This is a genomic window from Microlunatus sp. M237 (genome assembly GCF_056896895.1).
In genome coordinates this window covers 1,078,549-1,102,535 of record NZ_JBXHBL010000001.1, presented here as the reverse complement: position 1 = coordinate 1,102,535, position 23,987 = coordinate 1,078,549, and the positions used below count along the sequence as shown (strand labels likewise).

Sequence of the window (23,987 nt, the reverse complement as noted above, 5' to 3'; positions counted from 1 at the left end):
TTCCGTTGTCGGCGCGGTCGGTACACAGGAGACCGACACGGCTGATGGAAGGCTGACACCGTGCGGAAACTGATCTATTCGATGAACGTGAGCCTGGACGGCTACATCGCCGCGCGCGGCGACGACATCGGCTGGGGCGTCCCCAGTGCCGAGCTGCACCAGTGGTTCAACGACCGAGCCCGCGAACTCGGCGTCTCGCTGTACGGCCGCAGGCTGTGGGAACTGATGAGTGCGCACTGGCCGACCGCCGACCAGCAGCCGGACGCGACGCCGGTGGAGGTCGAGTTCGCCCGCATCTGGCAGAAGATGCCGAAGGTGGTGTTCTCCTCGAGTCTGGACGAGGTCAGCGGGAACGCGCGCCTGGTCACCGGCGACGCGGTGGCGGAGATCACCCGGCTGAAGGCCGACGACGACGCCCCGATGGAAATCGGCGGCGCCGCCCTCGCGGGCGCAGCGATGCGCGCCGGCCTGATCGACGAGTATCAGGTGGTCACGCACCCGGTGCTGGTCGGTGGCGGGACGCCGTTCTTCAGCGCGCTGGACAGCTGGGTGAACCTGCGGCTTGTGGAGACCAGAACCTTCCCCGACGGCGTGACCCTGTCCCACTACGAATCCAGGCGCTGACCTGCAGCACCGCCCGTTTGAAACAATCGCCGTGCGACTGTCGGATCGGGGTGGCGGCGTTCGTCGTAGGAATGAACGGGCGCTCGGCTGGAGCCCCCAGACGCAGGAGATGATCGAGATGCAGTACCTGGTTTCCGTGATCGACGACAGCACCAACTCCGCCACAGCGGAGGAGATGGCCGCCATCGACGCCTTCAACGACCGGCTCCGGGCGGAGAGCCACTGGGTCTTCGCCGGCGGCCTTGCCTCGCCCAGCGCGGCCACCGTTATCGACAACCGCGGCGGCGAGACGTTGTTCACCGACGGTCCGTTCCTGGAGTCGAAGGAGTACGTCGCCGGCTTCTGGATCATCGAGGCGTCCGACCTCGACGTGGCCCTCAAGCTCTCTGCCGAGGGTTCGAAGCACTGCAACCGCAGGGTCGAGGTGCGGCCGTTCCTGTGAGCACGGCCGACACCGGGGAGATGATCACCCGGGTCCATCGCGAGGAGTGGGCGCGGGTGGTCGCCGCCTTGGCCAAGCGCTTCGGTGACCTCGACGTCGCCGAAGACTCGGCGGCCGAGGCGTTCGCCACGGCCGTCGAGCGGTGGCCGATCGACGGCGTACCGGCCAACCCCGGAGCGTGGCTGACCACTACCGCCCACCGAAAGGCGATCGACCGGGTCCGGCGGGAGAGCAAGCGCCTCGCCAAACAGAAGCAGGCCGCGACGCTGTTCGACAGCGGTCCGGTCGAGCCGCGCGACGCTATCGACGACGATCAGCTCCGGCTGATCTTCACCTGCTGCCACCCAGCGCTGGAGATACAGACCCGCGTGGCGCTGACGCTGCGGATGATCGGCGGGCTGACCGTGTCCGAGATCGCCAGTGCTTTCCTGGTGCAGGAGAGCACGATGGGCCAGCGGATCACGCGTGCCAAGGCCAAGATCAGGGCGGCGAAGATCCCCTTCCGGGTGCCGTCCCGCGACGAGCTCCCGGGCCGCGTCTCCGGTGTGCTCGCGGTGCTCTTCCTCATCTTCAACGAGGGCTATCTCGCGACCGGCCCGGACCGCGATCCCATCCGGAGCGACCTCACTGCCGAGGCCATCCGCCTGACCCGGTTGACCCGGCATCTCTTGCCCAACGACGGCGAGGTGGCCGGGCTGTTGGCGCTGATGTTGCTCACCGAGGCCCGGCGCGAAGCTCGGGTAGCGGCCAGCGGTGAGCTCGTCACCTTGGACCAGCAGGAGCGCCAGGACTGGGATCAGACGCTGATCGCCGAGGGTCATCGGCTGGTGCGGGAGCGTCTGGCCAGCGAAGCGGCTCCCGGCCGCTATCAGATCCTCGCCGCCATCAACGCCGTACACACCTCCGCCGCGGACGTACGCGACACCGACTGGTCTCAGATCGTCGCCCTCTATGACCAGCTCCGCCACCTCGACCCGTCGCCGATCGTGGCGCTCAACCGGGCCATCGCCGTCGCCGAGCTCGACGGGGCGGAGGTGGCCCTGGCAGCCATTGACCGGCTGGAGGATTCACTGGCCGGTTATCACTCCTACCACGCGGCTCGCGCTCATCTCCTGCGCCGGCTGGGCCGCAGCCAGGAATCGCGTGCGGCGTACGACAGAGCCATCGAGCTGGCCGGGAACACCGCCGAGATCGCTCACCTGACCCGCCGCCGTGACGAGCTGGGGTGATCGTCCGAATCAGCGAGTGCGGCCCCGTGCCGCGTCGGTCAGTTCCACGAGGCGCGCCAGCTGCCAGCGCAGCGTGTCCGCGGTGATCCGCAGATCCTCTTCTTGGCCCGGCAGCAGTCGTCGGTCGAGCTCACCGGAGACGATGCGCTGGGTCCAGTCGGTCTCCAACGCGTTCACGGCGATGGTGGCAGCCGGGACGGCGGCGAGCTCACCCTCGGTCAACGGGGCCGCATCCCGATAGCCCGCCAGAAAGCGGACCAGGTGTTGGATGCCGTCGGCTGGCGAACCCCCGCGGAACCGGCGGCCCAGGTATTTGCCGATGTCCCACACCCGCGGAGCCATCGGCAGATGGTCGAAGTCGATGAAGCCCGGCGGGCCGGACCGGGAGAGCAGGATGTTCTCCGGGGTGAGGTCACCGTGGACCAGCTGCAGCGGCATGACTGCCAGCGAGTCGATGATCAAGCTGCGCTGCCGAAGGAACGCGTCCCCGACGTCACCCGGAAGCCGAACGTCACCAGCCAGTGACTCAACCACCTGCTCCCGATAGGAGTTGGCGGGCCACGGATAGGTAGCGAGGGCACTGTGCAGCTCGGCGACCGCGCGACCAATGGACGGCTCGATTGCCATCACCTCATCGGCGTTGAGCTGCTCGCTGCGCAGCTCGGGGATCAACACGAAGGAGTCCTCGACCTCACCGGCGAAGAGGGCGGCGCCGTCGGTGATCAGGAACGGTGCCACCGAGATTCCGCAGCTGGACAGATACGCGAGGATCCGGGCCTGGTCTGCGACGGGGAGGTTTCGCCACCGGCCGAGATGCTTGAGGAAGTAGGAACGGCCGTCGGTCGCGGTCACCGACCACAGCTCGCGCCCCTCGTGCTCCGCGCCGAGTTGTGGGTGGTCCCCCAGCACTGTCGCCCACTGGGCGAGCACGGAACTCAGCTGCGGAATGGACAAGATCAACAGCCTTTCGATCGGGTCGGCCGTTCCGGGCCGCGTACTGACCTAAACACACCAGCTGGTCGATCCGCACGACGAGTGTGACACGCATCACAATGCGGGTGTTCGCCGTCAGCCACGCAGGGAACGCTCGAGCGCGGCCAGCTGCTCAGCTATCGGCCCGATCGTGAGCAGTCCGCTCCCGGCGCCGGCGTCCTCTGCCCGTGCCGGGGCCAGCGCGGTCAGGGCTCGTTGCATCATTGGCCGGTCGTCCACGGCGATGGCGGCCCTGGCCGTCAGGCACCACAGCACCTCCAGCAGGTGGTCCGGGGGCGGGTCCGGCAACTGGTGGACGGCCCCGGCGGCATCGGCGGGGCGATGGGTCTGCAGCAGGGCCAGCGGAGTCACCCACGGCCGGTACGGACCCCAGTCCTGGTCCAGGTCCACTGGTGCCGGGCGGCCGGCGCGGAGGCGGGCCGTGAGCAGGGCCAGCGGAAGCAGGCCGCGCTGCAGCCCGGGCATACCGGCACCGTCGAGCCGAACTGCGGCCGCGCGGTAGGCATCTTCGACGTCGGGAAGGGGCGCCGCGGTCAGGGCCAGCCGGCACGCGCGGTACCAGCTCGTGAAGACGCCGACCAGCGGTGACTCGTACTGAGCCGCCAAGGCGTCGGCGGCGCGGGCGTGATGATCGGCGCCGAGAAGGTCCAGCACCGCGGCCCGGGTTTGGATCCGGATCAGGTGTCCCAGCAGCTCGTAGGTGACCAGGCCGTGCCGTCCGGCAAGCTCCACCAGCTCTGCCCCGAGTCGGTCGCGCTGCTCAGCCAGGCCTGCTCGGCGGAAGGACTGGATGAAGACCCCGTTCAGCGCGAACGCCAGCAGCCCCGGATCCCCGAGCGAACGAGCGATCTGCTCGGCCTCGACCGCCGCATCCCGGCCCCGCGGATCGGCAGTCCCGCGCGACTCGACGGCGATGGTGGCGAGCAGCCGGGCCCTGGTCGCGGCCGGTGCGTCGGCGGGAAGCGCCCCGAGCGTACGTTCCGCCGCGGCAACCACCTGCGCCGACTGCTCAGGGTCGTCGGAGCGCGTCCAGATGGCCGGAACGTCGTACGCGCCGATCACCCGGGCGGTGACCTCGGGGTCGCCCAGCTCCTCCGCCGCGAGGATGGTGGTCAGCCGCTGCTGCCGCGCCGCTTCCAGACCTGTGCCGCCGGTGATGGCGAGACTGGTCAGCAGGTCCACGGTGGAGCGGAGCCGGGCGCGGGCGCCGGTGGCCACGGCTTTGTCATAGCTGGCCGCCGCTTCGGACCAGATCCGTTCGGCCGCGGCGTCCGGCCGGGGCGTCAGATCCAGCCGCGGCGACTGGTTCAAGATGTCGTGCTGGAGCCGGCCGAGCGCGGCACCGGGCTGGATGCCGAGCTCCTCATCCAGCAGCCGGGAGGCTCGCCGGAGCACTTCGAGGGCATCTCCCTGCCGGCCGTCGCGATACAGCGCCAGGGCCAGCAGACGCCAGCCCTCCTCGCGCCACGGGTGCTCGCTCATGTGCGCGTCCAGCTCGGCCACCGCATCCGCGGCGTGTCCGGTCTCCAGCCGGGCCGCAGCCCGCAGCTCGACTGCGTGCAACCGCGTCTCGGTCAGCCGGGACCGCTCGGCTCGGGCCCACTGCTCCTCGGCCACCTCCGCGTACGCCGGACCGCGCCACCAGCTCAACGCCGTGTCCAAGATCAAGAGGGCCTCTGTCGGCGGCGAGGTGCCGGCCTGCTGGACGGCCCGCTCGAACCGGAGCGCATCCACGGTGTCCGGGTCGGTCCGCAGTGCGTACCCCGGGCCATCGGTGACCAGCAGCTTCGCGGGCGTGCGTGGTGGGCGTGCCGGTTCGAGCGCACGACGCAACGCGCCGACGAACGTACGGACTGCGCCGACCGCTCCGGGCGGCGGCTCCTCCCACAGGTCCGCGACCATCACGCTGACCGGCACCATCCGGCCGCGGGCGACGAGGAGGCGGGCCAGCACGGCGCGGTGGCGTGGCCCTTTGAGGTCGATCGCCCCACCGTCGTCGTCCCACGCGGTGACGGGTCCCAGCACCCCGAACTGGACCGGCACGCTCTGCTCCTTCTCTGGCCCTGGTTCGTTCATGACGGCGGCGCGAGCTTGCCGCGTGCTGACCGGATGCTCATCCGGCCCCTTCAGGCTGGTTCCTGGCGCTCGGGTGCTCCCGGTGCGCTTCTCGATCAAGCAGAAGGAATCACACCATGACCTCCATTCTTCCCGACTTCGACTATCGGCAGGTTCAGGTGGCCGACGGCATCTCGCTGCAGGCCGCGGTCGCGGGATCAGGCAGCCCGATCGTGCTGCTGCACGGCTTTCCCCAGACACACCTGATGTGGCGCCACGTGGCGGCAGACCTGGTCGGCGATCACACGGTGATCTGCCCGGACCTGCGCGGCTACGGGGCCAGCGACAAGCCGGCCGAAGCCGACGACACCACCTACGCGAAGCGGACGATGGCCGCCGATGTCGTCGCGTTGGCGAAGGCCCTCGGCTTCGACCGGTTCGCGCTGGTGGGTCACGACCGCGGGGCGCTGGTGGCGCTCCGGGCCGGCCTCGACCACCCGGATGTCGTCACCCACCTGGCCTGCCTCGATGTGCTCCCCACGCTGGACATGTGGGACGTGCTGCACGGGGCGTCGGCCGCCGTCGCCTTCCACCTCTATCTGATGGCGCAGCCACCGGGGCTACCGGAGGCCATGATCAGCAGCAGCGCCGAGGCGTTCTTCAGCTATTTCCTGGACAGCTGGGCGACGAAGCCCGGTGCGATTCCACCCGAGGTCCGGGCGGAATACCTGCGAGCCAGCGCCGCCGCGGTGCCGTCCATCGTGGCCGACTACCGCGCCTCCGCCGGCATCGACGTCGCGCACGACCAGGCCGACCGGGATGCCGGCCGCCAGCTCGCCATGCCCGTCAGCGTCCTGCAGCAGGACTGGGGCTCGGCGCTCGGCTATGACGCCGCGGCGGTGTGGCGTGCCTGGGCCCCGGACCTGCACCACCAGACCGTGGGCTGCGGTCACTTCATGGCCGAGGAGGCGCCGGCCGTGGTGGCCGGAGCCATTCGCGACCTGGTCGGCCGCACTCGCGGGTAGCGCGTACCCGGGCGCCGCTCGGCCGAGTGAAGCAGCCTCAGGACTTCTTCTTCGTCCCGGGGCGGCTGATCCGGGTGACCAGCACCGGGCACGGGGCGGAGTACTGCACCCGCTGGGCGGTGCTGCCCAGCAGGACGGTCTCGCTCAGTCCGCGGCTTCCGCTGGCGATGACGATCAGACCGGCGTCCAGCTGGGTGGCCACCTTGATGATCTCGGTGGCGGCTGACCCGCTGCGGAGTCGGCGGTGAACCTTCGGTCCCCAGCCGTCGAACTCCGCCATCACCACGCCCGCGGCGGCCTGCGCCTCCTCGCGGAAGCTGATCGCCCCGGTGTCGTCGCGCTGCCGGCGGCCACTCAGCTCATTGGCGAACGGTACGGCCGCGAGCGGGCTGGTGACGGCCACCACGGTGATGTCGGAGATCTTGGTGGGGTCGGCGAAGGATTTCAGGTGTCGGGCGGCGGCGAGCGACTGCTTCGATCCGTCAGTGGCGACGATCACGTGCATCTGTCAAACCTCCTGGTCCGTCGGGGCCGCCGCGGTGCCGCGGGCGGTTGGGGGAGAGCCGTTGCGGTTGCCGAGTCGGGCGGCGAGGTAGAGCGCGAAGCCGAGCAGCAGCAGACCGCCGACCCAGAGCAGCGAGCCCGGGTCGTCGACGACGACGTAGACCAGCAGGATGGCGTTGCCCAGAATGCCGATATACAGCAGCGCGGTGTTGGCCCGGTAGGTGTCCTCGGTCTCGTCGGTGCCGCGCAGCTTCAGCGCCGAAAAGATCACGAGGGCGTAGATGAACAGGGTGAAGACGACGGTCACGGTGGCCAACCGGTCGACGATGTCCGCCGACGGGTCGATCCTCCTCACCAACGCCCCGATCACCAGCAGCGCGGCCACGACGCCGGCCGAGAAGAGCAGCGCCACCCACGGGCTGCGCCGGGTGGGGTGGATCTTGGCGAAGATCCTCGGCACGACGCCCTCGCGGGCCATCCCGTAGAGGATGCGTGACTGAGTGACCACCGAGACCAGCGTCGTGTTGGTGATGGCGACCATCGCGATGATCGCGAAGATGATGATCATGGCGCCGACCGGCGCGGGCAGGATCCCCGCCCGGACGACCTCGAGCAGGGCGGCATCGGAGCTGCCGAGCACGTCCAGCGGCACCACCAGCGCCGCCGTCATAGCGACCAGCACATAGATGACACCGGCGGCAATCATCCCGCCCACCAGCGCCCGGGGGAAGGTGACCGACGGGTTGATGGTCTCCTCCGCCACATTGGCGGCGTTCTCGAATCCGGTCATCGCGAAGAACGCCAGGGCGACGCCGGCCACGATGCCGAAGATCGGGTTGCCGTCGACGTTGAAGCTGACCAGGACACCGAAGTCGGCGTCACCGCGAGCCACGTAGATGATCCCGATCAACAGCACCAGGGCCAGACCGGCGATCTCGACGAAGGTCATCACCATGTTGGCCACCACCGACTCGGTGATGCCGATGTAGTTGACCAGGTTCAGCAGGGCGATGAACACCAAGGTGATGAGCAGCGCAGGTGGCAGCTCGAAGATCTGCGAGAAGTAGCGGGCGAAGCCGGTCGCCAGCGACCCGGCTGCGGCGAAGACGGCCGACAGCATGCAGATGGTGATCAAGAACGTCAGTATCGGCTTGCGGAACGCCTTGTTGACGTACAGCGCCGCGCCGGCGGCCTGCGGATACTTGGTCACCAGCTCGGCGTACGCCAGTCCGGTCATGATCGCGATGCTCACGCCGGCCGCGAACGCGATCCAGAATGCTCCGCCCACCGCCGCCGCAACGAGGCCGATCAGGACATAGATGCCCGATCCCAGCACGTCGCCCAGCACGTAGAAGAAGAGCAGCCGTCCGGTGATGGACCGCTTGAAATCGCTCTCGCCCTCGTGGGCGGTCGCGGTGGACTCGGTGGACATGTACGGTCCCGCTTCCCGGAGAAGTGCCACTGGGTGGAGTCGCTCAGCCTAACGGCGAACCTGTGCGCTGCACAGGGTGTGCGACCCAGTCATTACCCAACCAGAACAGTGTTCACACCTAGCCTGGATGTACCCGCCCGACCTACCTGCTTCGTCATGCCGGATGCCCGAGATGCCAGAGCCGGCGGTAGTAGTCGGTCCGTGGAGGGTCCGGCTCGACCCCGTACGCATCGAGGAAGACTCCCTGCCAACCGGGGCCGTAGTTCCAGTCCAGGCTCATGGTGGCGACCGCGATGTCGGCCCAGCGGTCGGCCACCCCCAGCGACCCAAGATCAACGTGTCCGCTGCAGCGGCCGAGCCGATCGATCAAGGTGTTGGGTACGCAGGCATCTCCATGGCAGACGACGTCCTGGTCGCTGGCCGGCGGAGTCCCGAGTCGGTCCACCGCGATCCCAGCGGCGACGAGCTCGGCCAGCCTCGACGCCGCCGACCAGTCGAACGGGCACTGCGCGACCGGCAGCTGGTCGTGCAGTCGGCGAAGCCTCGGCCGGCAGCGGTCACCGCCCGCTGCGGCTGGGCCTTCCACCGCGGGCTGATGGCGTTCTCGCCCGGCAGCGCTTCGGTCACGAGCCAGCTGCCGTCCGGGTCCGTACCGATCTCGACCACCTGGGGCACTGCCGCATAGCCAGCCGCCCACCGGCAGCGCTCACTCTCTGCGACCAGATCGAGCCCTGACTCGGTCGGTGCCCATTTGGCGAACCGCCGACGGTCACCATCCCCGAGCTGGAAGGTGATGCCCCCGGAGCCGTTGACCCAGACGGGACTGATGCTCCTGCCAGCCGCGGCCCGGGTGATCTGCCGCGGCACTGGCACTGCCTCGGTGGGGACGCCGCTCGTCACGGGAATGAGCCTGACGCATTCTCGCGATGAATCACAGCGTCTGACGCACCTGCCGGAGCTGACTGACGGCACGCGGTTACGAGACGACAGTTCCCAGTTGGCCGACCTTCTGGCGCCGGAATCCCACGATGATCAGATACAGACCCAGTGAGGCTTCCCAGGCGATCTCTGGCAGGGTCGCGAGCCCAGACCAGACCGACGTCTGGCCGTACGCCCCGAACAGCACGGCAATGCCCGAGACCGACATCAGCGGCCCGCCGATGAGTCCCAGCAGGGCCATTCGCCGGGGCACCAGCTGGGACCGATACATCAGGAATCCCAGCAGCAACCCGTTGCCGATCCCGACGACGAAGCCGGGGCCGAGCAGAAACGTCCAGTCGTGCAGCATCACAAGGGCGTGGGCGACAGCTTCGTACGTCCCCGGGTCCCCGGCCCCAGCGCTGGCGCCGGATCGAAGACTGACGACCGTGAGTACGCAGAGGATGCCCACTGCGATGAGCACGCACTCCATGATCCGAGCGGTGAGGTATCCGAGTGCCGCCGCTTCGTGGTGTCGACGCAGCACGGGATAGAGAACGAGAGCGGTGCCGAGGTTGGTGATCACCAGCACGATTTCGCAGACGGCTCCCAGGAGCACCCGGATGTCCGATCCCGTCCCCGAGACGTAGCCCGGGTCATCCAGGACGGGTCCGTAGAGCACGGCGCCGACGATGGCCGAGATGAACGTGAGGACGAAGAAGACCCCGGCGATCCGGGCGGTGCGGTTGGTGGGCGGCATGGCACTCCTGACACTCAAGGTGTACGGCGTACACCAGCGAGTGAAACGTAGGTGTATGGCGTACACTTTGTCAAGCCGAATGACCACGAACGAGAGGCGCAGTGATGGCACAGCGTGCGGGCGTCCCGCGCCGTCCCCGGCTCAACCGGGAGGCAGTGCTGCGCGCCGGGGTGAAGCTGGCTGACGAGGTCGGGATTGACGGGTTCACCATGCGCACCCTGTCCCAGGAGCTCGGCGTGGTCCCGATGGCGCTCTACAAGCACGTAGCCAACAAGCAGGAGCTCCTCGAGGGCATGGTCGATCTGGTGTGGGGTGAGGTGGTCGAACCGGTTGCCGAGCGCGGCTGGAAGCCGGCCATGCGGGAGCGGGCCGTCTCGCTTCGCGCCGCCCTCACTCGTCACCGCTGGGCGGTCGGACTGCTGGAGGCGCACGGACGCCCGGGGCCGGAGAACCTGCGTCAGCACAACGCGATGATGGGCTGCCTGCGGGAGAGCGGCTTCTCGTTCCGCACCACCGTGCACGTAACCTCGGCGCTGGACGCGTACGTCTACGGGTTTGCGCTGCAGCAGAAGACGCTCTCCTTCGAGACGCCCCAGGAGTCGGCCGCGTCGGCTGCGGCCACGCAGCAGGCGCAGCCTGCCGATGCCGCAGTCCGGTATCCCTATCTGATGGAGGTTGTCGTCGAGCTTGGCCAGCAGGGCTACGACTACGACACCGAGTTCGAGGTCGGGCTCGATCTGATCCTTGACGGCGTCGACTCCTTGCGAGCCTCGTGGCGCGCTACGCCGGGGGAAGCGGTGGTGCAAGCGACCGGGGACGGTTCGCCGCGGCCAAAGGGTTGACAGACTCTAAGTAGCGTGCGGTTACATGGGGGGTCAGTGTTCCGCCGGGAACGTGGGGGTTCGTCACCGTGGCGGTGCTTCATGCATGCGCACGGACGAAAGGAAGAACATGGCTACGGTCCCCCTGAGCGCCAAACTCGGCGCGGAGTTCCTCGGTACGTTCGGTCTCGTCTTCGGCGGTTGCGGCAGTGCCGTGTTGGCCGCGTTGTTCCTGAACGAGGACGGCATCCAGCTCGGAATCGGCTTCCTCGGCGTATCCCTGGCGTTCGGGCTGACGGTGCTGACCGGCGCGTACGCCTTCGGACATGTCTCGGGTGGTCATTTCAACCCAGCGGTGACGATCGGGCTCGCTGTGGCCAAGCGCTTCGCCTGGTCCGAGGCTCCGGCCTACATCGCCACCCAGGTGATCGCCGCGTCGGTCGCGGGTGCTGTGTTGTTCATCATCGCCACCGGAAGTGCTGACACCTCGGCGGCCGACGTGATGGCCACCGGATTCGCGTCCAACGGCTACGGCGATCGGTCGCCGGGCAACTACGGGTTGGGTGCTGCGCTGCTGATCGAGATCGTGTTGTCGGCGGCGTTCCTGTACGTCATCCTCGGCGCAACCGATGATCGGACCTCGAAGGCTGCTGCCCCGGTCGCGATCGGTCTGATGCTGGCCCTGATTCACCTGATCAGCATCCCGGTGACCAACACCTCGGTGAACCCCGCTCGCTCGCTGGGGGTGGCCTGGTTTGCCGGCGGGGGCGCGCTCAGTCAGGTGTGGCTGTTCATCGTCGCGCCGATCATCGGCGCAGCGATCGCCGGAGCGACCTACGCCCTGATCACCGGCGCCAACCAAACCGTCGTCGAGGACGAGGGCATCGCCAACAATCCCGATGCCCAGAATGCCCGCCGTAGAGCTGACCATGACCCCGACCTCGGCAACGACGCCGAGCACTGAGGGCATCCCGCGAATCTCCTCACCCCATCGGGGCCGCGTCGGCGGTGTCTTGGAGATACACCAGACCGTTCCCATCGGGATCAGCGAACGAGAACATCGGTGGCACTCCGTCCAGCTCCACCAGCTCCTCGTTGTGCAGTGTCACGCCGGCGGCTCGGATCCGGTCATGGGCCTGCTGGGCGTTCGTGGTCCCCAGCCGGATAGCCACCGGGACCTCACTATCCGGTGGCAACAGCATCAGCGAGACACTCGAGCCGGGCGGCACCACCTCCACCACCCGTGCACCGGGCCATGCCTCGACGTCCGTCCGCAGCTCGCAGCCCAGGACTTCGGTGTAGAACTTCAGGGCGGAGTCCTGATCGGCCACGGGGACCGACACACTCAATACTTTCGTTGTCATCGTCATAGTGCATTCGACCCCGGCGGGCGGAGTAAATCATCGGGTGGCCGGATTTGTTTGGCTGCTTCCCACGCGGTCGCCAGTGGATAGTGTCGCTTTATGGCTCTGGAACTCTGTGTGCTGCTCTGGGCGACACCAGGCAATGAGGAAGCGCTGTCGCGATACGAGGACACAGTGCTCGACCTGATGCCGAAGCACGGTGGCACGGTGGTGAGCCGCGTCCGGCGCGTCGGCGAGGGCGCCGGGCCCCTCGAAGTGCAGGTGATTCACGTGCCGGATGACGCCGCGTTGCAGGAGTACATCAAGGACCCCGAGCGGGTCGCCTTGGCCGATGTGCATCGGGAAGTGGTGGCGCGGACTGAACTTCTCACGGTGGAGACGATCGTCTGACCCAGTCAACCCGGGCGCTTCCTCTCCGCTGAGTAGCGGTGCGAACCGTCAGCGGACCGGGGACTGTCAGCGACCCGCACTACCGTTTCGATATGGGCAGAGGACCTATCTCCACAGGACCTTTCTCGACAGGGCCAGGGGTGACCATGGCCGGAGTTGACCGCCCGCTCGTCCCGGTCGAGCTGGTCGACCGGGTCGGCGCGATCTGCCTGGCGCTGCCCGAGGCAGTGGAGGAGGCCGCCTGGGTGGGGGTCCGGTGGCGGATCCGGTCGAGCACCTTCGCGCACGTCCTTCGGCTCCACCAGGGCTATCCGGAGGCCATCGCCCGTACAGCCGGCACCGATGGGCCGGCCGACGTGCTGACCTTCCACTCCCAAGGCCCGGAGCTGGAGATCCTCACCACCATGGGTGACCCCTTCTTCCCGGCGCCCTGGGGCAGGGGTCTGGTCGGTCTGATGATGCGTCCCGGGTCCGCGGTGGACTGGCAGGAGGTGACCGAGCTGCTGACCGAGAGCTATTGCGTGCGGGCGCCGAAGAAGCTGGTGGCACAGGTCGCGCGACCGCCGGGCTGACCCGGTCCGGCCCTCTCGCCGGCTGCGGCGGTGGGCTCAGCCGAGCGTTGGCCGGCGAGGGTCGAAACCAACCACCGCACCGATGATGGTCACGGCCGGGGACCGTAACCCCTCCTCGCCGCAACGGGCGGCGATATCGGCCACGGTGCCGCGCACCGTACGTTGACTCGGTAGTCCCGCGTCGGCGACGGTCGCCGCCAGGGTGGCCGGATCCATGCCGCTCCTGCATAGCTCCTCGGTGATGGCCGCCAACGTCGCGACTCCCATCAAGATCACCAGCGTCGTATTGGCCCGGGCGAGCGCGCTCCAGTCCAGCGTCGATCCCTCGTGACCCGGCGGCAGGTGCCCGGAGACCACCGTGAACCCCTGGGTCAGCTGACGGTGGGTCAGCGGGATGCCGGCCAGCGCGGGGGCGGCAGTCGCGGAGGAGACGCCGGGGATCACCTCGACCGGCACCCCGGCGGCTGCGCATGCCTGCCACTCCTCGCCGCCACGACCGAAGATGAAGTTGTCGCCGCCCTTGAGCCGTGCCACCACCCGGCCCAGCTGGGCGTGCTCCAGCAGGAGCGCGTTGATCCGTTCCTGCGAGGTGAACTCACCGCGCGGGATCTTGCCGACGTCGATCACCTCGGCTCCCGCTCGCGCCTGCTGCAGCACCCCGAGCGGGGCCAGCCGGTCGCAGATGATCACATCGGCGGTGCGTATCGCGTCCAACCCGGCGACCGTCAGCAGCCCTGGATCGCCGGGTCCACCGCCGATGAGGATGACCTTGCCCGAGCTGCCGCGGACCGGACTGGTCTCGGCCTCGATGTGGACCACGGGTACGTCGGCCCGCCGCGCCCGCTCGGCCAGCGCATCGTCAGCAGCGGTGAGCACCACCAGCGCTGCGCCGGCCACCTCGGCCCTCGACGGTTCAGCCACCGTCCAGGTGATCAGCCGTCGCTCGGCCAGGTCGCGCAACGAGGTGGCGACCTCAAGATCGACGACCTGCACCCGGGCACCCGCCTCGAGCAGACTGGTCACCGTGCCGAGGGCGGCCGCCGGGCCACCGCAGACCAGCACCGACCGACCAGTGAGGTCGAGCTGGGCGGAAAAGGTCACCGGGCTGCCTCCGTACGTGGGGTCGTCGCGAACCGCCATTGTGATCCAGTCCGAGGTCGGGCCGGGGAACGTCTCCCGTGGCGGACGGCGAACGGGAATCCGGCAGGGCGTGCTCCCACCTCCTCGGTCACCGGGCGATCATCAGATGGGTAGCCGGTCGCCGCGGCCCGCCACCAGCGTCGCCGGCGCCGTCAGTCGCCACGCCTCGTAGGTGAGCTCTGCCAGCTCACGCCGATCCACCCGCTCGAGGCGCACGACCACCCAGCCGAACTGACCGGCGGTGAACTGCACCTCGAACACCTCGGGTCGCTCGGCGACCAGCGCCAACTGCTCGGCCAGTTCCTGCTTCAGCCCGACCGTCTGGGTGGCGGGCCACAGGTAGCCGAAGGTGTGGCCGTGCACTCGGAAGGTGCTGTAGCGGGACCCGTCGCTGCGCTCAACGTCGTCCAGCTGAGCCATCAGCTCGAGCAGGTCCTCGTCGCGCGTACCCATCCTGATATCCAAGCACTGTCCGACGTCGGGCGGCCTCAAGCCGAGACGTCAGATCACCAGCAGCACGGCCAGCACGATCATCAGCACCGCGATGCCGGCGTCGAGGACCTGCCACGCCCGCGGCCGTGCCAGCAGCCGTCCGAGATGGCGGCTGCCGTAGCCCAGCGCACTGAACCAGGTGATGCTGGCGATCACCGCGCCGACGGCGAACCACCAACGTCCGGTGCTGCCCTGCTGATTGCCCAGTGAGCCGAGCAGCACGACCGTGTCGAGATAGACGTGCGGGTTGAGGAACGTCAGAGCCAGGCAGGTCAGCGCGGCCCGCCGCCGCGTTGACTGCCGGTCGGGAGCGGCCTCCAGCGCCGCCGGCCGAAGGGCACGCCGTGCGGCCAGCGCGGCATAGCCCAGCAGGAAGGCGAAACCGACCCAGCGGATGACGGTGAGCAACACCGGGGCCTGCGTGATGGCCACGCCCAGCCCGACGATGCCGGCGGTGATCAGGGCCGCGTCGGCCGCCGCACAGATCGCCACCACAGTGCCCACGTGTTCGCGGCGCAGTCCCTGCCGCAGCACGAAGGCGTTCTGCGCCCCGATCGCCACGATCAGCGCCAACGATGACAGGAGACCGACCAGCAAGCTGTGCACGCGTCGACGCTAGCGTGGCGGACCCGAGTCGGATTCCGATCCCACCTGCTTGTGGGTCCGCTGACGAGTCGGCCAGACTGACCCCCGCCGCCGGGGGACCCCTGTGGTCCAGTGAGCGCCGTCCGAACGGCGCACCCGTCGAGAGGACGCCAGGTGACGTCTCTGAGCACCGGTGCCAGCACCTTCCCGAGAGCGATCGGCCTGCTGGCCGTGCTCGTTGCCCTCGTCTTCGGCCTCGCGCCGACGGCCACAGCTGAACCCACCGCTTCGCCCAGCACCTCAGCGACCCCCACCCCGGACGGCGGACCCACCCCGACCGGCGGGCCCACCCCGACCGGCGGGCCCACTCCGGACGGCGAACCCACTCCGGACGGCGAGACGACACCGCCGATCCCCGATACACCGCCGACCCCGACCGCCGCGTCCCCGACCACCGACAAGGCGTCTGCTGAGTCTCGGCCGAAGGCAAGGACAGCCGGCCAGACCGTCAGTCGACGCGAGGTCGCCCGGCTGGCCGCTGAGGCCAGCTCCGTGGACGTACCGGCGGCCGACCTCACCCCGGCCATCGCCATCTCGGAGGACGGCGCGCTGATCTCGCTCCCGCTTCCGGACTGCGTTATGGGCGGCGCCACCACCGACGTGACGCCGATTGTCGCGGCCGAGGCCGAGGACGCGCCGGGCACTCTGACCTGGCGGGTCACCGGCCCAGGGGTGGATGAATCCGGCATCGTCACACTCGACGAGGAAGGCTACGCGGAATACACCCTTGCGGGCCTTTCCGTCGGGACGTACGCCATCACGTACTCCGCTGAGGGTGCCGTCGTGCTCGAGGATGAGTTCCGCGTGCTGAGCTGCGTCACCGTGGCTGTGGACTGCGTCGCTGTGACCTTCACCAATCCGGACGCCAATCCCGAGGTCTATCTCGCCTACGGCGACCTGTCGTCCGAGGGCGATGACGTCGACCTGGCCGGTGAGGTGACTCTGGCCCCCGGCGGCTCGCAACGCGTGCTCACACCGCGCGCGACGATCGACTACGACGCGATATGGGTCGACGGCGACATCTTCGACGAAGGGCCGGGGATCATCGCGCAGATCTCCTCTGCTGGTTCGGGCACTGACGTGTCCGTGCCGCAGGGCGACTGTGCCGCGTCGATCGTCCGCGTCCAGGCCGGCTGCTCCTCGAACGCTGCCGCGCCCACCACCGGCGTCGTCACCATCAGCAAGCTCGGTGAACTGACGGCCGAGTATGAGGTCTGGCGGACCAGCGACCGACGCCTCATGGCCGAGGGGCGCGTCAGCGTCACGGAGGATCCTGAGGTCACCGAGATCGACGTCGATCTGCTCGGTATCGGGGACTATCAGGTCAGGTTGTTCCTGCTGGGCTCTGACGACATCTACGACATCGTGGAGTTCGCCGTGGTGGAGTGCGTCGAGGTCGAGGTGAGCTGCGCGACGGTCAGCTTCACCAACCCGGCCAGCAACCCAGCGGTCGAGATCAGCTACGGACGTCCCGGGGCCGACCGGGCGGAGGGTGGCATCACGCTCGCGCCAGGAGACTCGACCGAGGTGCACACCGGCGATAAGCGCTTCAGCTATCTCGCGGTGGTCGACGCCGACGCACTGCAGGCGTACGCGGGGGCCGACGACTTGGCCGTCGAGCAGGGCTGCGATGCGAACGGGGTCGGCAACGTGGGCGGTGGCGGCCATCTTGCGGCGACTGGTTCGTCGGTCGGACCGGCCGGGCTGGCCGGATTCGGTGTGTTGCTGGCAGCCGGTGGGGTGCTTGTCATCGGAGGACGTCGCCGTCGGCAGAACTGAACCAACGTGGGCTGTGGATGAGCAGCGAAAGTGTCAGTGGTGGATCGTAAATTGTACGTATGTTCGATTTACGGATGGAGTTGCCGGCTGACACGTCGGCCACTGCGACATGCGTCGCGGAGCTGCACCGGATGGTGGTGGCGGCGGAGACGCGGTTGTTGATGGTTGCCGCGCACTGGGCGGACCTGCACGGCCCGGACCCGGCTGCTGTGCTGGTCGATGGGCCGCCGTGGCAGGAACGGTTCCGTCAGCTCGGTGGGGACGGGACACCGCTGGTGTCGGAGTACGCCGCCGGAGAGCTCGGGGCGTTGCAGGAGACCACCAGCGGCGCGGCGTCGGCGCAGATGGCCGATGCGTTGGATCTGCGGCACCGCTTCCCGCGGCTCTGGGCACGGGTCCTCGCCGGCGAGGTCCGTGGCTGGAAAGCCCGTAAGGTCGCCCAGCACACCCGCCACCTGTCAGCCGACGCAGCCGCGATCGTGGATGCGATGGTCGCCGGTCCGATCGGGGCGATCTCGTGGGCACGGTTTGAGAACCTGCTGCAGGCGGCCGTGATGAGCGCCGACCCCGTAGGTGCGGAGGCACGGGCAAGGTTGTGGGAAGCGGAGCGGTTCGTCCGGGTCGCTCGCACCGAAGTCGGCGGCCTCAAAGTGCTGGTCGCCCGGGCGAATGCTGGTGATGTGGTCTGGTTCGTCGCCATGGTCAACCGGATTGCGGAGATCCTTCGGCTGGAAGGCGATACCGGTCCGGTGGGGGTGCGTCGGTCGAGGGCGATCGGGATCCTGGGTCAGCCGGCGATGGCGTTGGCGATGCTGGGAGCCCATCAGGGCGACCCGTGCGATCAGGTCGAACCCAGTGCCGACGACCCCGGGAACATCGACACGCATCAGTCGGTGCGGTTCGAGGGACCCACGCTGGATCCGGTGAAGGCTCGACCGCAGACGACGCTTTACATCCACCTCAGCCAGGATGCCCTGACCGCTGGGTCCGACCCCACTGGCCTGGTCGGTCGGATCGAGGGTGATGGTCCGGTCACCGTGGACCAGATTCGCCGGTTCCTGGCCAACACCCCGAACACGATCACCGTTCGCCCGGTCCTCGACCCGAACCCGGCACCGGTGGACGCCTACGAGATCCCGCACCGCCATCGTGAGGCGTTGCGGCTCCGCAATCCGGCCGATGTCTTCCCCTACGGCACCAGCCTCAGTCGCACCATGGACCTGGACCACACCATCCCGTACGCGAACCCAGGACCACCCGAGCAGACCAGCCTGGCCAACCTCGGACCCCTCGACCGACGACATCACCGGCTCAAGACCCACGGCCGCTGGCGACTCCGACAACCCGTCCCGGGTGAATATCTGTGGCGCTCGCCGCACGGCTGGGTCTACCTGGTCACCAACCAAGGCACCCAAGCCCTGGGCAACAACGCCTTCACCGACCGCATCTGGCAGGCAGCCACATCGCCGCCGGTCCAGCACGACCGGCGGACAGCTGGCGACGCCGTCGGACGGTTCGCGGATCAGCCGAGCAGGACCCGGGCCTTGTCCGCGCTGCGTCCGGTGCGGATGACCAGCAGGGCGACGACGGCGAGCAACGCCACCACGGCGACCACCTGCACTGGCACCTCGTACGAGGCCAGGGCAATCGCCACCAGCGCCCAGCAGGCGGTGAAGGCGAAGCCGGCTGTCGCGGTCTGGCGCCGTACCGTCCAGAGCGACACCAGCGTCGCCACGACGACGAGCAGCACCGACACCGCCGTCACCCAGGTGGCTCGCTCGGGCATGCCGAACGAGCGCAAGGTGACGCCGAAGCCGGCGGCGCAGGCCAAGGTGGCCCAGCCGAGATAGACGGTGACCGGGAGTCGCAACAAGAAGCGCTCGGCCATGGTGGCCGCGGGGGAGCGCGTGAGCCGCGTCGTCGCCACGATCAGGAACACCACTAGGGCGACGATGATCACCTGCGACAGCCAGATCGTGCGGCTGCCGAAGGCGGGCACCCACAGGGTGCTGGATGCGAACGCCGCGGCGATCCACCAGCCGCTGCGGCGGTGCACGTCGCGGGTGATCTGGCTCGGCAGCAGCTGATAGACGGCCAGGGCCAGCGACAGCAGATAGATGAGACCCCAGATGGAGAAGGCATATCCGGCAGGGGTCACCGGATTGTTGTTGGCGTCGGAGATGGCCCCGGTGTCTGAGCTGTCGCCGAGCAGCCACGTGGTCACCGGAGAGGCGATCACCTGGGTGACAGCCAGCACGGCGACGACCAGCGAACGTACGCGATCAGTCAGCATGCTGTTTATTCTGACCTACGCCAGTTATGGATGCACCCCCCTGCGGTCAGAACCCGCCGTTGGACCACAGCAAGCTGGTCGAACCACCGAGTCGGGCGTCGAACGCAACGGCCTGGGCGTCGGTCAGGCCGCTGACGAAGTCGACGATGCCGCGTCCGCGTCCCATCCGGGCGATCTCGCTCTCGCTGACCTTGCCGTCCAGCCATTCGGGGTGCGACGCGGCGGTCCGCTCATAGCCGAAGGTGGCGGCGTTCACGAGATCCTGCAGCCGTCGTGGTGCGCGCCCGCCGTCAATCCGGTCCGACAGCCAGTTGTCGAACCCGGCCACCAGCCGGAGGATCGTCTCCGCCTGTCCGCGCTGGAACATCGCCAGGTCCGGTCGGTCGAGGATGAAGTACTGGTGGACGAACTTCAGCACCGACACCTCGTGCCACGCGTCGGGGGACAAGGTGACGTAGGCAGATCTCACGCCCGGCTCCGGCTCCAGCCGGACCGAGGCGATGAGGTGGTCGATCCACCGCCCGGTGAACCCGGAGATGGCCCGGTCGGCAGCCATCGACCCGTCGTACGGCACGGCCAGCACCCCGTCGACGAACTCCTCGCCCACCGTCAGGATCGCGTCCGCGAAGATCTCCTCGTCGAAAACCCAGCCGTCCTTGGCAAGCAGCCGCCGCCGCAGCCGCTCCAGCCCGGCCCCGGGTGCATGGCCCAGGGCGGCCAGGGCCGTGTCGTCCAGGTCGGCGAAGCTGCGGCGGTCGTTGGCCCAGGACCGGAACTCCGCCGACACCGGCGAGAACTGCAGCACCCCGCTGCGGTGGAAGTCCTCCACGTCGTGCAGCGAATACGCGATGTCGTCCGCCAGGTCCATCACCGAGCACTCCAGGGTCTGCCGCCCCGGCGGCAGATGCGGGAACGCCGACAGCGCCACCACCATCTCTGGCAGGTCGATCGAATATGCGGAGAACTTCGCAGCCCCAGGCCCGTCCACGCCGTACGCCGCGCCGCGAGGGCGCTCAGGCCAGTCGGTGGGATGCGGTTCGGGGACGTGGAACCGACCCCACGGATACTTGCAGACCGCTGCCAGCACCGCCGCAGTCAGGTTCAGGCCCTCGTCGGCCGGGCCGCGTACCTCCAGCTCGGTGAGGATTCGAAAGGTCTGCGCGTTGCCCTCGAAGCCGTCGCTCAGCCCGAACCGGTCCCGCGCCTGCTGGTCGAGCACCCGCTCGCCCAGGTGGCCGAACGGAGGGTGACCCAGGTCGTGGGCCGCCGCCGCAGCCTGGACCACCACGGGATCGAGACCGCCCAGCTTCTCCAGCAGGTCGAGGTCCTCGGTCCGCAGCAGCCGCACCGCGATCGCCCGTGCCACCGCCGCCACCTTGATGGTGTGAGTCAGCCGGTTGTGCACGACGCCGGAGGTGGCACTGGCCGTGACCACCTGCGTGACCTCGGCCAGCCGGGCGAACGACGGCGCGAACCGGATCCGCTCCAGGTCGGTGCGGAAGTCCGACTCCACGCCGGCGTACTGCCGGTTGGACGGGCCCTCGGTTCGGGCCCGGGCAAGACGGGGATCCATGCCCCGAACCTACTGCGCGGCCCGGGCCCCTGCATCTGGCCCCGCTGGCCCTACCCGGCGAACGGGCGACGTTCGACCAGCAGCTCGGCCCGCCGAAGGTAGAACACCATCGCTGCCACCACCGCATAGCCGGTGGACACCGCCGGATTGGCATCGATCACCAACAGGTTCGTCAGCGTCGCACAGATCATCAGCAGGCAGCTGCAGAGTGCAGCCAGTGCCCGGGTGCGAGGGATCAGCAGACCGACCGCGCCGGCGACCTCCAACGTGCCGACCACCAACCGGAGCCACTCGCCCGCGCCGATGTCGGCGAACAGCTCGATCATGGCCGGGTCACCGATCAGCTTGGGAATGCCGGCGGCCAGCAGGCCGAGGGCGAGCAGCACCTGCAGCACCCAGGTCACGATCACGGCGACCCGCGAGGCCGACGGCGCCCGTTGGGTGGTGGCGCTCATCGCTGGGCCTCCAGATTCTGACGGGTCCACGTGTTGTCCATGACGGAGCTGACCTCCCGAGGCCTCGAAAGTCATCGGTCGCCCGCGGCGGCCCGCGATGGCCGACGGCAACGCGCTCAGTAGGCTGCCAGGTGACGACCACCCCCAGCCAGAGAAGGTTTCGATGAGCGCTCCGGTAGATCCCACCACCACGACAGCCTGGGCCAAGCTCCGTGAGTTCCACGCCGCCCTGACCCCGGACCTGCGCGGCTGGTTCGCCGCCGATCCGCAGCGCGTCGATGCCTTCACCTTCACCGCCGGCGACCTGCACGTCGATCTCTCCAAGAACCTGGTCAACGCTGCGGTGCTGCGGTCGCTGCTGGAGCTGGCCGACGAGGTCGGGCTGGCGGAGCGGACCGAGGCCATGTTCGCCGGTCAGCACATCAACGTGACCGAGGATCGTGCCGTCCTGCACACCGCACTGCGCGACCCGGCCGACACCACCTTGGAGGTGGACGGCACCGATGTGGTGGCCCAGGTGCACGAAGAGCTGGCCAAGGTCTATGCCTTCGCCGAGAAGATCCGCAGCGGCGAGTGGGTCGGGGTCACCGGCCAGCCCATCCGCACGGTGGTCAACATCGGCATCGGCGGCTCCGACCTCGGCCCGGTGATGGCCTACGAGGCGCTGCTGCCGTACGTCCAGCCCGGCCTGTCGGTGCGTTTCGTCTCCAACATCGATCCCACCGACGTGGCCGAGAAGACCAAGGACCTGGACCCGGCCACGACGCTGTTCATCGTGGCCTCGAAGACGTTCTCCACCCTCGAGACACTCACCAACGCGCGGCTGGCCAGGGCCTGGCTGCTTGCGAGCCTGCGGAACGCCGGCGCGATCGAGGACACCGACGACGCGACCTCGGACGCGGTGGCCAAGCACTTCGTGGCGGTCTCCACGGCCCTCGACAAGGTCGCCGACTTCGGCATCGACCCGGCCAACGCCTTCGGCTTCTGGGACTGGGTGGGCGGGCGCTACTCGGTCGACTCGGCCATCGGTACGTCCCTGGTCGTCGCGATCGGGCCGGACAACTTCGCCGACTTCCTGGCCGGCTTCCACACCATCGACACACACTTCCGCGAGACCGAGCCGGCGGCCAACGTCCCGGTGCTGATGGGACTGCTCAACGTCTGGTACGTCAACTTCTTCGGCGCCGCCACGCACGCGGTGCTGCCGTACGCGCAGTATCTGCACCGGTTCCCGGCATACCTGCAGCAGCTGACCATGGAGTCCAACGGCAAGAGCGTCCGCTTCGACGGCTCAGCGGTCACCACCGACACCGGTGAGGTGTTCTGGGGCGAGCCCGGGACCAACGGACAGCATGCCTTCTATCAGCTCATCCACCAGGGCACCCGGCTGATCCCGGCCGACTTCATCGCGGTCGCGACCCCCGCACACCCGCTCACAGACGGCGACGCCGACGTGCACGAGCTGTTCCTGGCCAACTTCTTCGCCCAGACCGCCGCGCTCGCCTTCGGCAAGACCGCCGACGAGGTACGCGCCGAGGGCACCGACGAGAAGATCGTGCCGGCCAGGGTCTTCTCCGGCAATCGGCCGACCACCTCGATCATGGCGCCCGCGCTGACCCCATCGGTGCTGGGCCAGCTGATCGCGCTCTACGAGCACATCACCTTCGTCCAGGGCGTGGTCTGGGGCATCGACAGCTTCGACCAATGGGGTGTGGAGCTCGGTAAGCAGCTGGCCCAGGCGGTCACCCCGGCAGTCGCCGGTGACGCCGAGGCGCTGGCCGGTCAGGATGCGTCGACCCAGGCGCTGATCACCTACTACCGGGAGCACCGCAGCTAGATCTGCGGGCCGGTGGAGCGGAGCTTGTCGACCTCGCTCATCGCGGTCCGCAGCTCGGCCAGCCACGCGTCGGCGTGCTCGCCGACGAGCTTGACGGCCCAGGCGAGCGCCTCCGAGCGGGAGCGGGCCACTCCGGCGTCGACGAGGGTGTCCAGCACCTGACGCTCCGGCTGACGGAGCCGGGTCATCACCGGCACCGAGATGTGGGTGAACAACGTGCGGGTGTCGCCCAGCTGGGCGCCCCACGACACCTTGCGGCGATAGCGGTGCTCCGCCTCCAGCGCGATCTCGATCCGCGCTTCGCGACTGTCCGCACGGAACCGGCTGATCCGCCCCTCGGCGGCGGCGGAGCTGTCCACCTCGTCGGACAGCGTCCCGACGACCAGGATCTCTTCGCGGTCCACCTCGACCGAGATCTCGCGGAACCAGTCGGCGGGGAGCCGACCTTCGAACCAGGCCTGCACGTCGTCCGCGGGCGGCAGATCGACGTTCTGCCAGCCACCGGGGCGACCGAAACGGCCGCCGCGTCGGCGTTCGCGCGGCGTGTCGTCTTCGTCGGAATGTGAGTGAACGTTCATGCGGACACCTCTCCGGGTTACGTAACCGCCGTGATTACATGATTACACCGTAACGCGCTCAGTCAA

The 23,987-nt window shown here is 68.8% G+C and carries 24 protein-coding genes and 1 pseudogene; 11 read left to right on the top strand and 14 right to left on the bottom strand.

Going from position 1 to position 23,987, the window contains the following annotated elements:
- The first annotated feature begins 60 nt into the window (after window positions 1–60).
- The 3 genes from AC1XX3_RS05300 to AC1XX3_RS05290 all read left to right on the top strand — a co-directional run bounded on the left by AC1XX3_RS05300 (window position 61) and on the right by AC1XX3_RS05290 (window position 2,295).
- Window positions 61–624: a dihydrofolate reductase family protein gene (locus AC1XX3_RS05300; protein WP_483320019.1), complete on the top strand. Its 564-nt coding sequence runs from the start codon at window positions 61–63 to the stop codon at window positions 622–624.
- 118 nt (window positions 625–742) lie between these two features.
- On the top strand, window positions 743–1,066 hold the full coding sequence (locus AC1XX3_RS05295; protein ID WP_483320018.1) for a YciI family protein: 324 nt from the start codon (window positions 743–745) through the stop codon (window positions 1,064–1,066).
- 20 nt (window positions 1,067–1,086) lie between these two features.
- Window positions 1,087–2,295, top strand: a complete 1,209-nt coding sequence (locus tag AC1XX3_RS05290) for an RNA polymerase sigma factor (RefSeq protein WP_483320217.1) — start codon at window positions 1,087–1,089, stop codon at window positions 2,293–2,295.
- Window positions 2,296–2,304: 9 nt separating this feature from the next.
- On the opposite strand, the gene AC1XX3_RS05285 is transcribed toward AC1XX3_RS05290, so the two are convergent.
- Entirely contained in the window at window positions 2,305–3,249 is a 945-nt protein-coding gene (locus tag AC1XX3_RS05285) for a phosphotransferase enzyme family protein (protein ID WP_483320017.1), read from the bottom strand.
- 114 nt (window positions 3,250–3,363) lie between these two features.
- Window positions 3,364–5,331 (bottom strand): AfsR/SARP family transcriptional regulator, encoded by a 1,968-nt coding sequence (locus AC1XX3_RS05280; protein ID WP_483320016.1) that lies wholly within the window; start codon window positions 5,329–5,331, stop codon window positions 3,364–3,366.
- A gap of 149 nt (window positions 5,332–5,480) precedes the next feature.
- On the opposite strand from AC1XX3_RS05280, the gene AC1XX3_RS05275 reads away from it, so the two are divergent.
- Window positions 5,481–6,368 (top strand): alpha/beta fold hydrolase, encoded by an 888-nt coding sequence (locus tag AC1XX3_RS05275; RefSeq protein ID WP_483320015.1) that lies wholly within the window; start codon window positions 5,481–5,483, stop codon window positions 6,366–6,368.
- 37 nt (window positions 6,369–6,405) lie between these two features.
- On the opposite strand, the gene AC1XX3_RS05270 is transcribed toward AC1XX3_RS05275, so the two are convergent.
- The 4 genes from AC1XX3_RS05270 to AC1XX3_RS05255 form a co-directional block, all read right to left on the bottom strand.
- Complete coding sequence (locus AC1XX3_RS05270) at window positions 6,406–6,873, bottom strand: universal stress protein (protein ID WP_483320014.1); 468 nt, start codon at window positions 6,871–6,873, stop codon at window positions 6,406–6,408.
- 3 nt (window positions 6,874–6,876) lie between these two features.
- Window positions 6,877–8,304 carry an APC family permease gene (locus AC1XX3_RS05265; RefSeq protein WP_483320013.1) on the bottom strand — a complete coding sequence of 476 codons (1,428 nt, stop codon included), beginning with the start codon at window positions 8,302–8,304 and terminating at the stop codon, window positions 6,877–6,879.
- Between the two features lie 154 nt (window positions 8,305–8,458).
- A complete protein-coding gene (locus tag AC1XX3_RS05260) occupies window positions 8,459–8,890 on the bottom strand; it encodes a phosphotransferase (protein WP_483320012.1) in 432 nt (143 codons plus the stop codon).
- A 390-nt stretch (window positions 8,891–9,280) separates the two neighbouring features.
- Window positions 9,281–9,982 (bottom strand): DUF4386 domain-containing protein, encoded by a 702-nt coding sequence (locus AC1XX3_RS05255; protein WP_483320011.1) that lies wholly within the window; start codon window positions 9,980–9,982, stop codon window positions 9,281–9,283.
- A gap of 104 nt (window positions 9,983–10,086) precedes the next feature.
- Here AC1XX3_RS05255 and AC1XX3_RS05250 point away from each other — a divergent pair, with 104 nt between their 5' ends.
- Window positions 10,087–10,824 (top strand): TetR/AcrR family transcriptional regulator C-terminal domain-containing protein, encoded by a 738-nt coding sequence (locus AC1XX3_RS05250; RefSeq protein WP_483320010.1) that lies wholly within the window; start codon window positions 10,087–10,089, stop codon window positions 10,822–10,824.
- Between the two features lie 109 nt (window positions 10,825–10,933).
- Window positions 10,934–11,767, top strand: a complete 834-nt coding sequence (gene aqpZ, locus AC1XX3_RS05245) for an aquaporin Z (RefSeq protein WP_483320009.1) — start codon at window positions 10,934–10,936, stop codon at window positions 11,765–11,767.
- A gap of 19 nt (window positions 11,768–11,786) precedes the next feature.
- Here aqpZ and AC1XX3_RS05240 read toward each other — a convergent pair whose 3' ends face one another.
- Window positions 11,787–12,167, bottom strand: coding sequence for a VOC family protein (locus AC1XX3_RS05240; protein WP_483320008.1), 381 nt, complete (start codon window positions 12,165–12,167; stop codon window positions 11,787–11,789).
- Window positions 12,168–12,266: 99 nt separating this feature from the next.
- Between AC1XX3_RS05240 and AC1XX3_RS05235 the strand changes: the two genes are divergently transcribed.
- On the top strand, window positions 12,267–12,557 hold the full coding sequence (locus AC1XX3_RS05235) for a DUF1330 domain-containing protein (protein ID WP_483320007.1): 291 nt from the start codon (window positions 12,267–12,269) through the stop codon (window positions 12,555–12,557).
- A gap of 146 nt (window positions 12,558–12,703) precedes the next feature.
- Window positions 12,704–13,129 (top strand): MmcQ/YjbR family DNA-binding protein, encoded by a 426-nt coding sequence (locus AC1XX3_RS05230; RefSeq protein ID WP_483320006.1) that lies wholly within the window; start codon window positions 12,704–12,706, stop codon window positions 13,127–13,129.
- A gap of 36 nt (window positions 13,130–13,165) precedes the next feature.
- Here the strand turns inward: AC1XX3_RS05230 and cobA are convergent, their stop codons facing one another.
- The 4 genes and pseudogenes from cobA to AC1XX3_RS05210 all read right to left on the bottom strand — a co-directional run bounded on the left by cobA (window position 13,166) and on the right by AC1XX3_RS05210 (window position 15,367).
- A complete protein-coding gene (cobA, locus tag AC1XX3_RS05225) occupies window positions 13,166–13,939 on the bottom strand; it encodes a uroporphyrinogen-III C-methyltransferase (RefSeq protein ID WP_483320216.1) in 774 nt (257 codons plus the stop codon).
- Between the two features lie 36 nt (window positions 13,940–13,975).
- Window positions 13,976–14,269 (bottom strand): annotated as a pseudogene (locus tag AC1XX3_RS05220) (NAD(P)-dependent oxidoreductase); the annotation flags it as partial.
- Window positions 14,270–14,371: 102 nt separating this feature from the next.
- The gene (locus AC1XX3_RS05215; protein ID WP_483320005.1) at window positions 14,372–14,722 is read right to left on the bottom strand and encodes an MmcQ/YjbR family DNA-binding protein; all 351 of its coding nucleotides are present in this window, start codon (window positions 14,720–14,722) and stop codon (window positions 14,372–14,374) included.
- A 48-nt stretch (window positions 14,723–14,770) separates the two neighbouring features.
- Entirely contained in the window at window positions 14,771–15,367 is a 597-nt protein-coding gene (locus AC1XX3_RS05210; protein ID WP_483320004.1) for a LysE/ArgO family amino acid transporter, read from the bottom strand.
- A gap of 153 nt (window positions 15,368–15,520) precedes the next feature.
- On the opposite strand from AC1XX3_RS05210, the gene AC1XX3_RS05205 reads away from it, so the two are divergent.
- Window positions 15,521–17,185 carry a hypothetical protein gene (locus AC1XX3_RS05205; RefSeq protein WP_483320003.1) on the top strand — a complete coding sequence of 555 codons (1,665 nt, stop codon included), beginning with the start codon at window positions 15,521–15,523 and terminating at the stop codon, window positions 17,183–17,185.
- Window positions 17,186–17,244: 59 nt separating this feature from the next.
- Window positions 17,245–19,035 carry an HNH endonuclease signature motif containing protein gene (locus AC1XX3_RS05200; protein ID WP_483320002.1) on the top strand — a complete coding sequence of 597 codons (1,791 nt, stop codon included), beginning with the start codon at window positions 17,245–17,247 and terminating at the stop codon, window positions 19,033–19,035.
- Between the two features lie 489 nt (window positions 19,036–19,524).
- Here the strand turns inward: AC1XX3_RS05200 and AC1XX3_RS05195 are convergent, their stop codons facing one another.
- Both AC1XX3_RS05195 and AC1XX3_RS05190 read right to left on the bottom strand, forming a co-directional pair.
- Entirely contained in the window at window positions 19,525–21,051 is a 1,527-nt protein-coding gene (locus tag AC1XX3_RS05195) for a deoxyguanosinetriphosphate triphosphohydrolase family protein (protein ID WP_483320001.1), read from the bottom strand.
- Between the two features lie 50 nt (window positions 21,052–21,101).
- Window positions 21,102–21,506: a DoxX family protein gene (locus AC1XX3_RS05190; RefSeq protein ID WP_483320000.1), complete on the bottom strand. Its 405-nt coding sequence runs from the start codon at window positions 21,504–21,506 to the stop codon at window positions 21,102–21,104.
- A 163-nt stretch (window positions 21,507–21,669) separates the two neighbouring features.
- Here AC1XX3_RS05190 and pgi point away from each other — a divergent pair, with 163 nt between their 5' ends.
- A complete protein-coding gene (pgi, locus tag AC1XX3_RS05185) occupies window positions 21,670–23,343 on the top strand; it encodes a glucose-6-phosphate isomerase (protein WP_483319999.1) in 1,674 nt (557 codons plus the stop codon).
- On the opposite strand, the gene AC1XX3_RS05180 is transcribed toward pgi, so the two are convergent.
- Window positions 23,340–23,921 (bottom strand): hypothetical protein, encoded by a 582-nt coding sequence (locus AC1XX3_RS05180; RefSeq protein WP_483319998.1) that lies wholly within the window; start codon window positions 23,919–23,921, stop codon window positions 23,340–23,342. The two genes, pgi and AC1XX3_RS05180, sit on opposite strands and share 4 nt — an antisense overlap.
- Window positions 23,922–23,987 lie beyond the last annotated feature (66 nt).

What these genes read in the sequence shown, in the direction of transcription:
- AC1XX3_RS05250 (WP_483320010.1), top strand. Translation starts at nt 10,087, where the DNA reads ATGGCACAGCGTGCGGGCGTCCCGCGCCGTCCCCGGCTCAACCGGGAG.
- AC1XX3_RS05240 (WP_483320008.1), bottom strand. Translation starts at nt 12,167, where the DNA reads ATGACAACGAAAGTATTGAGTGTGTCGGTCCCCGTGGCCGATCAGGAC.
- AC1XX3_RS05200 (WP_483320002.1), top strand. Translation starts at nt 17,245, where the DNA reads ATGTTCGATTTACGGATGGAGTTGCCGGCTGACACGTCGGCCACTGCG.
- AC1XX3_RS05230 (WP_483320006.1), top strand. Translation starts at nt 12,704, where the DNA reads ATGGCCGGAGTTGACCGCCCGCTCGTCCCGGTCGAGCTGGTCGACCGG.
- AC1XX3_RS05275 (WP_483320015.1), top strand. Translation starts at nt 5,481, where the DNA reads ATGACCTCCATTCTTCCCGACTTCGACTATCGGCAGGTTCAGGTGGCC.
- AC1XX3_RS05195 (WP_483320001.1), bottom strand. Translation starts at nt 21,051, where the DNA reads ATGGATCCCCGTCTTGCCCGGGCCCGAACCGAGGGCCCGTCCAACCGG.
- AC1XX3_RS05290 (WP_483320217.1), top strand. Translation starts at nt 1,087, where the DNA reads ATGATCACCCGGGTCCATCGCGAGGAGTGGGCGCGGGTGGTCGCCGCC.
- AC1XX3_RS05235 (WP_483320007.1), top strand. Translation starts at nt 12,267, where the DNA reads ATGGCTCTGGAACTCTGTGTGCTGCTCTGGGCGACACCAGGCAATGAG.
- AC1XX3_RS05295 (WP_483320018.1), top strand. Translation starts at nt 743, where the DNA reads ATGCAGTACCTGGTTTCCGTGATCGACGACAGCACCAACTCCGCCACA.
- AC1XX3_RS05255 (WP_483320011.1), bottom strand. Translation starts at nt 9,982, where the DNA reads ATGCCGCCCACCAACCGCACCGCCCGGATCGCCGGGGTCTTCTTCGTC.
- AC1XX3_RS05270 (WP_483320014.1), bottom strand. Translation starts at nt 6,873, where the DNA reads ATGCACGTGATCGTCGCCACTGACGGATCGAAGCAGTCGCTCGCCGCC.
- AC1XX3_RS05190 (WP_483320000.1), bottom strand. Translation starts at nt 21,506, where the DNA reads ATGAGCGCCACCACCCAACGGGCGCCGTCGGCCTCGCGGGTCGCCGTG.
- AC1XX3_RS05215 (WP_483320005.1), bottom strand. Translation starts at nt 14,722, where the DNA reads ATGGGTACGCGCGACGAGGACCTGCTCGAGCTGATGGCTCAGCTGGAC.
- pgi (WP_483319999.1), top strand. Translation starts at nt 21,670, where the DNA reads ATGAGCGCTCCGGTAGATCCCACCACCACGACAGCCTGGGCCAAGCTC.
- AC1XX3_RS05265 (WP_483320013.1), bottom strand. Translation starts at nt 8,304, where the DNA reads ATGTCCACCGAGTCCACCGCGACCGCCCACGAGGGCGAGAGCGATTTC.
- AC1XX3_RS05180 (WP_483319998.1), bottom strand. Translation starts at nt 23,921, where the DNA reads ATGAACGTTCACTCACATTCCGACGAAGACGACACGCCGCGCGAACGC.
- aqpZ (WP_483320009.1), top strand. Translation starts at nt 10,934, where the DNA reads ATGGCTACGGTCCCCCTGAGCGCCAAACTCGGCGCGGAGTTCCTCGGT.